The following is a 1,021-nucleotide window of genomic DNA, read 5'->3' as shown; positions in this document are numbered from 1 at the left end:
AGGATACGGCATGTAGAAGTCGGGAAGGATGATTCGCTCGGAAACCATGGGGGACAGCTCCTTCGGCGAGCGTGAATCCGCTTGGCCTCATCCGCCGACCCTGGACTGCGAGCCGGCTCCCCGCCATCCGATCACGCCCGATTCGTCCAGTATCGCCCAGTTTCCCCTGGGACGCGCGCTGATTGGGGGAATGGAAGAATCAGCACACCGGAAGGTTCGCGCGTGGGAGAGGCGGCGATGGAGGAGTTCGATACCGAGGTGGAGGGGGACGGGCTTCCCAATGCGCCCACGTTCGGGTCGGTATTGCGCCGGCTACGCGATGCGCGCGGCGTGTCGAGGGAGCGGCTGGCATTCAATTCGGGGGTCAGCGCCAGCTATGTGAATCACCTGGAGAAGGGTGAACGTGAGCGGCCCACCCGTGAAGTGGTGACGGCGTTGATGCGCTATCTCGATCGCCTGGCGGCACTGGCCCCGGAGGAGTTCCGGCAATTGTCGGATCTGGCCGGACTGGGTCCGGTGGAGCAGCCCTCGACCGATGACCTGCGCGCCGATCTCGGGCGCGGTATTCCGCAGGCCTTGGCCTTGTACGAGCCGCACCTGGCCGCCTACGTCGACACCCGCCTGAACGTCCTGATGTGGAACGACAGCTTCGCCGCGGGTTTCCCGGGACTGACCCAGGACGGCAATCTGCTGCGCTGGATGCTCGGGGATCCCCGCGCGCGGCACGCGCTGGTCGAATGGGAGCGGGAGCTACGGATCTCGATCCAATGGCTGCACGGCTACATCGCCCAGTTCGGCGACACCAGCTGGTTCGACGACCTGCTGCAGGAGCTGGGCCGGTTCCCGCTGTTCCTGGAGATCTGGTCGGACACCACCGCCCGCTACGAGCGCGCCCGCCCGGTCATCCGGTTGCGGAACGGCGACGGTGCGACGGCGCGGATCGTCGGGCAGCTGTTCAATGTCAACAGCACCGCCTATCCCGGGCGCATGCAGATCTTCATCGGGCTGCGCAGCCCGGGCG

General features: G+C 66.4%; 1 protein-coding gene. It reads left to right on the top strand.

Annotated features, from left to right (window positions below; translation table 11 throughout):
- Nucleotides 1–237 precede the first annotated feature (237 nt).
- A partial coding sequence (locus ACIRS4_RS39330) for a helix-turn-helix domain-containing protein (protein WP_404205244.1) occupies nt 238–1,021 on the top strand: 784 nt, incomplete at its 3' end.

Source organism: Streptomyces sp. NPDC101166, assembly GCF_044768125.1.
In the GTDB taxonomy this organism is placed as follows: domain Bacteria; phylum Actinomycetota; class Actinomycetes; order Streptomycetales; family Streptomycetaceae; genus Streptomyces.
The sequence above is the reverse complement of the archived record's forward strand: the minus strand, read 5'-3'. Positions and strand labels throughout refer to the sequence as shown.